An 8,495-nucleotide genomic window follows, 5' to 3' on the forward strand; every position below is an offset into this window, starting at 1 on the left:
ATGTTCCACATTTCCCCTGCTGCTTCCTTCAGACCCTACCGTTGCCAGTAGCGCCCTTGCTCTCAGGTTGTCTTCCCGTTGGTTAGGTGACGTAGGCTTCTTTCTGCCTATCGGCTCAGCGAACATGCTGGACGTACAAAAAACTAGTAGAGGTTACTCTACTAGTTTTTTTGGTGCACACGAGAGGAGTCGAACCTCCGACCTTCCCCTTAGGAGGGGGACGCTCTATCCAACTGAGCTACGGGTGCATGTTTTATATACTACTTAACCATGATATTACACTTTTATAAGTATGTCAACCTATGGCTACTTAAAACTATAAATTTACAATATTTTTAAAAACATTATAGTTGTTTACTTATTGTTAGGATTTTAATTCATAAAATAGTATATACTGTACAGTATATACTATTAACTTTGGAGGTGTATTTATTGAATACTGATATTAAGAATTTTTTTCTCGCCGGACTTGGATCTGCAGCTTATACTTATGAAAAAGCTACAACTTTAATTGATGATTTAATGCAAAAGGGTAAATTAACCTTTGAAGAGGGTAAAGATTTATCTGAAGAATTAAAAAGAACTGTAAAAGAAAAAAAGGAAGTAGATAATTCTTTAGCAAACGATAATAAACCTTTAACAAAAGAAGATATAGCTGCGCTGTTACAAGAAATGAACCTTGCAACTAAAGAAGATATTGAAAATCTAAATAAAAGATTAACAGCTTTAGAAATTTCTAATTCATAAATTCATAATTAAAAGCCCTTCTTAAAGTTAGGGCTTTCTTTTTAAACAACTAATATCAAATCACCAATGAACGAAAACTGTAGCATGCGTAGGTGATGATTTAAGTGAGGTATAAAATGCGACTAAATTCCGTTAATCGATTTAGAGAAATTATTAAAGTTCTTGGATTTTATGGATTTGGATATATAGTAGACTCTAAATTCAATAAACAAAATAAACTTCCGCAAAATCTAAGGATGGCCTTTGAAGAACTAGGCCCTACCTTTATAAAAATCGGACAAATATTAAGCACTAGACCAGATTTATTATCACCTGATTATATAGTGGAACTTTCAAAACTACAGGATAATGTACTTCCAGAAAGCATTGAAACTATAGAAAAAGTGTTTTTCGATGAGTTTTCACTATCAACGAGCCAGTGTTTTGAAAAATTTTATGAAAAACCATTAGCTTCTGCCTCAATTTCACAAGTACATAAAGCTATATTAAAAGATGGCAGGATGGTTGTAGTAAAGGTTCAAAGGCCAGATATTGCGCAGAAGATGAAGCTTGATATTAATATACTAATGCGTATAGTAAAGTTTACAAAAGCAAAATTTTCTGACGCACTAATTGACCCAGAGCAAGCATTACATGAAATACTTTTAATAACGGAACTTGAACTTGATTTTAAAAATGAAAGTCAAAATATACATACCTTTAGAACTTTCAACAAAGATGTAGCCTTTTTATATGTTCCTTATGTGATTGATGAACTATCAAGTACTAAGGTTTTAACTATGGAAAGAATTTACGGATTTAAAATAGATAACATGGAAAAACTAAACCTTGGCAACTACGACCTTCAAGATTTAGCTAAGAAATTAGCTCTATCGTATTTAAAACAAGTTTTACAAGATGGTTTTTTCCACGGCGATCCACACCCTGGAAATATATTTGTGTATGAGGGTAAGATTTGTTTTATAGATTTTGGAATTATGGGAAGCCTCTCAAATTCATTAAAATCAACCCTAAATGACATGATATCCGCAGTGGCCTTTAATGACATAAATAAAATGATTTCATCCCTTTTGTCGATTGGTATAAAAAAGGGATATGTAAACAGAAATAAACTTCATGAAGATTTAGATTATCTTCTTTTAAATTATCTTTCAGTATCATTAAATAACATTCAAATTTCAGTTATGCTATCTGAAATTTTTGATATAGCAAGGCAAAACAATATCCGTCTGCCTCGTGACTTTACACTACTAATAAGAGCTCTTGTAATTTTAGAAGGTGTAATTGCAAGTATCGCTCCTGATATAAAAATAATAGATATAGCAATCCCATACGTAAAAGCAAATAATAAATTTTCACCATTTGCCGATTTAGATCTTGATACTTTGCTTATCAGGTCATATTCATTTGTTAGAGACTCATTTAAAATTCCCTCAAAAATTATTGAACTGTCCGATAGTCTAGTAAGTGGTAGAATTAAACTACAACTAGAGCATAAAAATCTGAGCACTCCTATAAGTGAATTAAATAAAGGTATAAATAGATTGGTTTTTGCTCTTATTATATCTTCTACAATTATAGGTTCTTCTACACTTATAAATTCTAATATAGGGCCCAAAATATATAATATATCACTTGTTGGTATAACTGGTTTTATAACTGCTGCAGTTATGGGTTTTTGGTTACTAATTTCTATAATAAAGTCTGGTAAAATATAAACAATACATATATTCTTATAAAAAAAGAGGTATTTCAATGATTAAATATTATAATAGAAAACAAAACAAATATGAAATTGAAAAGGTAGCTGGCGAAAAATATTTAAATTGGTCTTATTCCTCTCCTAGTGGAAAAGGACTAGTTGAATTACTCCTTAAGAAAAATCTATTTTCAAAATTATATGGTTATTACTGTGATGCTAAAATAAGCTCTAGAAAAATTGAGTCTTTTATTAAAACCTTAGACATCAATATGTCTATATACGATAAAACCTTCAATGAATATTCGTCTTTTAATGATTTTTTTATAAGAACTTTAAATCCCCAAACTCGCTTAATTGATAAAGATCATAATATTCTGATCTCACCTTGTGACGGCAAAATCTCCGCTTATGAAAATATTAACTTGAATAATTTAGTTCAAATAAAAGGTTTTACTTATTCACTTAAAGAGCTCTTAGAGGATAATGAAGTATACAATCTATACAACGGAGGCACATGTTTAATTTTTAGGTTATGCCCAACTGATTATCATAGATTTCATTTTATTGATGACGGAGTATGTAACGAAACCATAAAAATTAAAGGTCATTATTATTCAGTTAACCCCGTTGCCTTAAGAAGTGTAAAAAAATTATTTTGCCAAAATAAAAGGGAATGGAGTATTTTTCACTCAGATAACTTTAATGATGTTATATACGTGGAGGTTGGTGCTACTTGCGTGGGAACAATTATTCAAGATTATGACTCTGGATCTAAAGTTAAAAAGGGTGATGAAAAAGGCTACTTTAAATTTGGTGGATCCACAGTTATTCTATTTTTCAAGAAAGATGTTATGAAAATCGATGAAGATTTAATATACCAAACTGAATTAGGTTATGAAACTTCTGTATTAATGGGCGAAAAAATAGGACTGAAATAATTTTTCAGTCCTATTTTTTTCTAAATCTTTGAAGATTACGTAATGCTTGAAGAGCTTCTTTGCTTTTATCTATATTTTCTTTATCACACGCAACTTCGGTACTGGCTTTGTCATTAGGCAATAACTCAATATTTTTTACATATTTTTTAATAATATCAACTATACTCAGCTCCTGCTCTTTAGTAAAAGTCATCAGATTTTTTTTACTACCATATAAATCTGATTTTATAAGTTCCTTTATTTTGTTATTCCAGTTTTTATCAAAGTATCCCGACTTATTTAATTCATTAAATAACTCCTCATCTTGTTTTCCAAAAACTATGGATTTTACACGTTTAAAAGTAACCTTATTCCCCATTATTTATAACCTCACTTTAATTTTTGAATGATAATTGGGCAACTTTCTGAAATGAATTTGCATTTGCAAAGCGAGGATTTTCAACAAATACAACATCATTCTTAAGATATTTTTTAATATATTCTTTAAATGAGATGGCACCTCCACCAATTATAAAAATTTTATCAGCTTGTCCTATTTGTCTATATTCCGCTTTAAGGCTAGTAATTATGTCGTATATGTAATTATCTTTTAATGCGTCGAGTACTGACAAATCCTGTACTTTTCCATCCATATCTTTCACGTAGCCCTTCTGAAGTATTTTCTCTATATCTTTTTCATTAATATTTATATTAAATTCTTCATTCAAACGTCTAGAAAGCTTACCGAAAATATCTTTTGTACCTGTAGGCATAGATGCATAGAGATCCTCAAGGTCCATAAAACTATAGAAACTCACGTCTATAGTGTAATATCCAAAATCTATAACAACGCTGTTAGGTATATCCTTAAACTCCCCCTCATACAAAAAAGGCATACCTGATGCTTGAGGAATAGTTGTTATATTACTTATATTTATAAGCTTCTCATTGCCACCATTGACACTAACTATTTGGTTATCACAAGCACTTTTTATATATTGCTCAAAAGTTTCGCATTGTTGGTTATAATATTGAATTGGTAATCCTACACATAGATTACATTCTACATTGTCTACTTGAACGAATGATGATTTATAAATAGATGCTAATGTTAACACTTTAATTATATCTCTATCAATTTGTTCCTTTACCTTGTTTATACCCGCAAGTTTTTTGCCTTGGTTTGTTATAGTATAGTATTTATCGCCAATCTTAACTTCAATAGTATCATCTGATGCTACAGCTAACTTTTTGCCTTCTAATACACTACTTGTAAAGCAGTTGTTAGTAGAATCCTTCAATGCCGAATATCCATGGTCTTGTCCTAAAAAAATAACTTGATTAATCATAATATCCTCCCTTATTCTGATTTGTAATAAAAGTATTACTAAGTAATACTTTTATTACTAGTAAAGTATTAAAAATTATTACTTTTACTACCTTATCAATATACTACAAACTTGAATATATTACAATATTTACAATAAATATTTTTTAAATTATTGTAAACATTAAATAATTAAGCTATACTTATAATTATATTAGGTTTACATTAAATGTAAAATTATATTTAGGAGGAGAATATGAGGGGTAGAAAAAAAGGGGCTAATAGCAAAACAAAAGTATTATCTATTAGGATTACAGAACAGCAGTATGAATTATTGTGTAATAACAATTGGATAAGAAAAGAGATTTCTAAACATATTAGTGAATATTTATCAGCTTTTGTTAGTTAAAGTAATTATTACTTTTCTTAAACAAACATACTTAAGAATTATTGTAAACGTAAAATAACTAATATAAACTTATAGTTATTTTACGTTTACATTAACTATCAGATCAATAGATATTCTGTTTTTCAAAATCATGTTTTGGAACTTCTGTATTAATATACGAAAAGATAGGACTGAAATGATGTTTCAGTCCTATCTTTATTGTTAAATCATCTCCTAAGGAGCTGAAATGTAGTTAAATTTTAAATTTTAAAGTTATATCTTTTAATTTCTCAGCGCTAATTTTATTGCCACTTGTGGTTTTCTTTATTTCTTCCATTTCATTCACAATATCGCGCCCTTTATCAGATATAGTAAATATCCCTTGTGCACCTTCATTAACAGTGCCAGCTACTTGGTCTATTGCAATTACGATTCCATTTATTGATATATTTAAATGCTGAGCCGTCTCGTCAAATTCCTTCATAAAATTATTAAAATTTTCTGCATCACCTATATATTCTTTTCCGGTCCCCATAATAATCTCATAGTTTAGAGAAATTTCATCATCCATAAAATCTAACATTTTAATAGAACTACCGGATAGATTTTTCACAGAATCGCTTACAACCTTAACTATATTTTGAATGCTCGCAGCTGTTGCTCCAGATTGCTCTGCGAGCTTTCTAACCTCGTCTGCAACAACTGCAAACCCTTTGCCAGCTTCACCAGCTCTAGCAGCTTCTATAGCCGCATTTAGTGCTAATAAATTAGTTTGCCTAGTTATCTGAAGTATCGAAGTTGCTAGTCCATGTATTTCCTCAACTGCTTTTGATCCTTCTATTGCAACTTCTAACTGCTTCTTTATACCATTATACATTTTATCGGTTTCCTCTTTAGATCCAGTCGTACCCATAGTAATCCCATTTGCTTTTTGAACTATGCTTTGAGCAATGCTCGCTCCCTCTGACGCCTTAACAGCTATTGAATTAACCATAATTTTCATCTCTCCAGAAGATGCAGAAATTTCCTCGGCCGTCGCTGCCGTTTCTTGCATTCCAGCTGATAAACTCTCAGTTTCAACAGAACTTTCTTCCGTTTTTACCTTTAACACTCCTGTTAGCTTCTCAACCGTGCGTTCGTTCGTGCTTATATTTTCTGAGGCTTCAATTAAATCTTGTACAACATCTTTTAACGTCTTTCTCATATTAACAATAGCCCTGGATATAGTTCCAATCTCATCTTTATTTTTAATTAATTTTTCTATATTAGTGTCTTCACTTAAATCAAGTTTAGATGTTTTATCAACTAATAGAGTTACCTTTTTCAATGGATATACTATTATACTTGATGCGATTATACCAGCCAATATAGAAAATATACTTACAAGTATAGCTATGATCACAGTTCTCTTCGTCATTTGATTCACTGGTTGCATAATTTCATTAATATCTCCCGTAACAACAAATGTCCAATTCGTAATCGGAACAATACCATAAGACGAGAATTTTTTAACGCCTTTAAAAGTATACTCTGCGGTACTTGTTTCCACCTTTTCTCCTTTTATAACTTTACTGACAACATCTTTTATTGACGCATTTTCAACTTCTTTTCCTATTTTATCTTCACTTTTATGGTATAACATTATCCCTTTTTCATCAACTAAATAAGCATAACTTGATTTACTGTTAGATACAGTTATGTCCTTCGTATATTTTGAAAAACTTTCTGGGTATACTAATGCTGCTACATATCCTAATATTTCATCATTTTTATCTTCATCTATTATTGGACTGGTAAAAACCATAGTTGGATGCCCTGTTATAGAAGAATTTTTGGTTTCCCCTATAAATTGCTTCCCACTAATGCTGGATGCGTTATATGTTTCACTTGCTACATTTTTTCCTAAAAATGATTTATCACTATCAGATATTATATTTCCAGCAGTATCTACTAGAAAAACTCTTTCCACATTACTATTATCTGAAATATACTTAGAGAATTTTTTATTGTTTCCATTTATTATGCTTTCATATTGATTAACAGCAGTAGCATTAGTTTTATCCTTTAAATTCATAATATCCATTATTTGTTTTGTACTAGATAAAGTTTGTACCTGCGCTTGCTGTTTTTCGATCATTACAGAAATAGTCTCTATTGCTCTTTTATTAGTAGACATCATTTCAGCTTTACTTTGATCAAATATTATCTCTGATGACTTTATGTATGTAAAAATAGAAGTTATTACCATAGCTATAATTATTAATGATCCAATAAGTAATGGTATTTTTTTTGTAATAGATATGCCGTTTGTTTTATGTTTACCTTTATTCTTCTTTATAAAATTCCAATTTTTAAAATGCATTAAGATCCCCCTTATTTGGTTTAGATGTATTTATAAAGTTAATTATTCCGTTTAAACTAATTTTAATTATACTTATATATATTAACATAAAATTCATATTTTTCAATATTAATTTTAATAATTGTCATAATACAAGTAATTTTTAAAGCAACAAACCCCAATAACTATTAAAGTTACTGGGGTTTATTACTATCTTTTTTTTTAAAAAACCTATAATTTTAATTTATAATTTTGAACGTTTCTTATATTATATTTCTTTTAGCCGTAAAATCTATCTTCCAATAAATTGTTGTGTCCAATAACAAGTTCCATCAGATTTTTTAGCAAGTCCTACACCTATCTCGCTATAGTTTTTACTTAGTATATTAGCTCTATGTCCCGGCAGTTCATCCAACCTTTCATTACTTCTGTAGCAGTTCTTTGACCATATGCTATGTTCTCATCTGCCGCCATATATTTAATTCCAAAATTTTTCATCATATCAAATGTTGAATCATAAGTTGGCGATTGATGTGAAAAATAATTTTTATCTATCATATCTTGAGACTTATATCTAGCCACCCTTGATAACTGCCAATTAAGTTTTAATGGAGTGAGGTTAGCTTTTGCTCTTTCTGAATTTAGAATTGTAACTACTTGTTTTTCTATTAATTTTACTGATGATAAATTTGGGACTTTTACAATTTGATTTACGTATATCAAATTCGGATTCGATATTTGAGGATTAGCCCCTATTACCTCTGATACGCGTACTTTATACTTGTAGCAAATTCTCCATATGCTATCTCCTGATTTAACAGTATAGTTAATATTTGTAAATACTTGAGCAGAAGCAATTGAACTTATTCCGCTTGTAGCTAAAATACTTAAAGTTAAAATTAATGCATTAACTGACTTATTCATATTTTGTACCCCCCCTTCTAAAATGATAGTGTAAACACTATCTTTGTTTTATTTATTTAAAACCCTGCTATTGCAAGGATTGTAGCTACTTTTAACAAAAAAAGCAATGACCCCCCTCTTTCTGGTATAATTGTTGTATCTAACCCAAC

The 8,495-nt window shown here is 29.9% G+C and carries 7 protein-coding genes, 1 tRNA gene and 1 pseudogene; 4 read left to right on the forward strand and 5 right to left on the reverse strand.

Annotation, left to right across the window (positions count from 1 at the left end):
• Positions 1-171: 171 nt before the first annotated feature.
• Positions 172-248, reverse strand: a tRNA-Arg gene (locus ACREVX_RS05300).
• A 184-nt stretch (positions 249-432) separates the two neighbouring features.
• Between ACREVX_RS05300 and ACREVX_RS05305 the strand changes: the two genes are divergently transcribed.
• From ACREVX_RS05305 to ACREVX_RS05315, 3 genes are all read left to right on the forward strand, one after another.
• Complete coding sequence (locus ACREVX_RS05305) at positions 433-747, forward strand: phasin family protein (protein ID WP_431543128.1); 315 nt, start codon at positions 433-435, stop codon at positions 745-747.
• 116 nt (positions 748-863) lie between these two features.
• Entirely contained in the window at positions 864-2,465 is a 1,602-nt protein-coding gene (locus ACREVX_RS05310; protein ID WP_431543129.1) for an ABC1 kinase family protein, read from the forward strand.
• Positions 2,466-2,502: 37 nt separating this feature from the next.
• Positions 2,503-3,387: a phosphatidylserine decarboxylase gene (locus tag ACREVX_RS05315; protein WP_431543130.1), complete on the forward strand. Its 885-nt coding sequence runs from the start codon at positions 2,503-2,505 to the stop codon at positions 3,385-3,387.
• A gap of 10 nt (positions 3,388-3,397) precedes the next feature.
• Here ACREVX_RS05315 and ACREVX_RS05320 read toward each other — a convergent pair whose 3' ends face one another.
• Positions 3,398-3,745: a hypothetical protein gene (locus ACREVX_RS05320; RefSeq protein WP_431543131.1), complete on the reverse strand. Its 348-nt coding sequence runs from the start codon at positions 3,743-3,745 to the stop codon at positions 3,398-3,400.
• A gap of 16 nt (positions 3,746-3,761) precedes the next feature.
• Positions 3,762-4,715 carry a ParM/StbA family protein gene (locus tag ACREVX_RS05325; protein WP_431543132.1) on the reverse strand — a complete coding sequence of 318 codons (954 nt, stop codon included), beginning with the start codon at positions 4,713-4,715 and terminating at the stop codon, positions 3,762-3,764.
• A 234-nt stretch (positions 4,716-4,949) separates the two neighbouring features.
• Here ACREVX_RS05325 and ACREVX_RS05330 point away from each other — a divergent pair, with 234 nt between their 5' ends.
• Entirely contained in the window at positions 4,950-5,102 is a 153-nt protein-coding gene (locus tag ACREVX_RS05330) for a hypothetical protein (protein ID WP_431543133.1), read from the forward strand.
• A gap of 232 nt (positions 5,103-5,334) precedes the next feature.
• Here the strand turns inward: ACREVX_RS05330 and ACREVX_RS05335 are convergent, their stop codons facing one another.
• Positions 5,335-7,443 (reverse strand): methyl-accepting chemotaxis protein, encoded by a 2,109-nt coding sequence (locus tag ACREVX_RS05335; RefSeq protein WP_431543134.1) that lies wholly within the window; start codon positions 7,441-7,443, stop codon positions 5,335-5,337.
• 271 nt (positions 7,444-7,714) lie between these two features.
• Positions 7,715-8,346: pseudogene (locus ACREVX_RS05340) on the reverse strand (CAP domain-containing protein).
• Positions 8,347-8,495 lie beyond the last annotated feature (149 nt).

It is taken from the genome of Clostridium sp., assembly GCF_050717545.1.
In the GTDB taxonomy this organism is placed as follows: domain Bacteria; phylum Bacillota; class Clostridia; order Clostridiales; family Clostridiaceae; genus Clostridium_AD.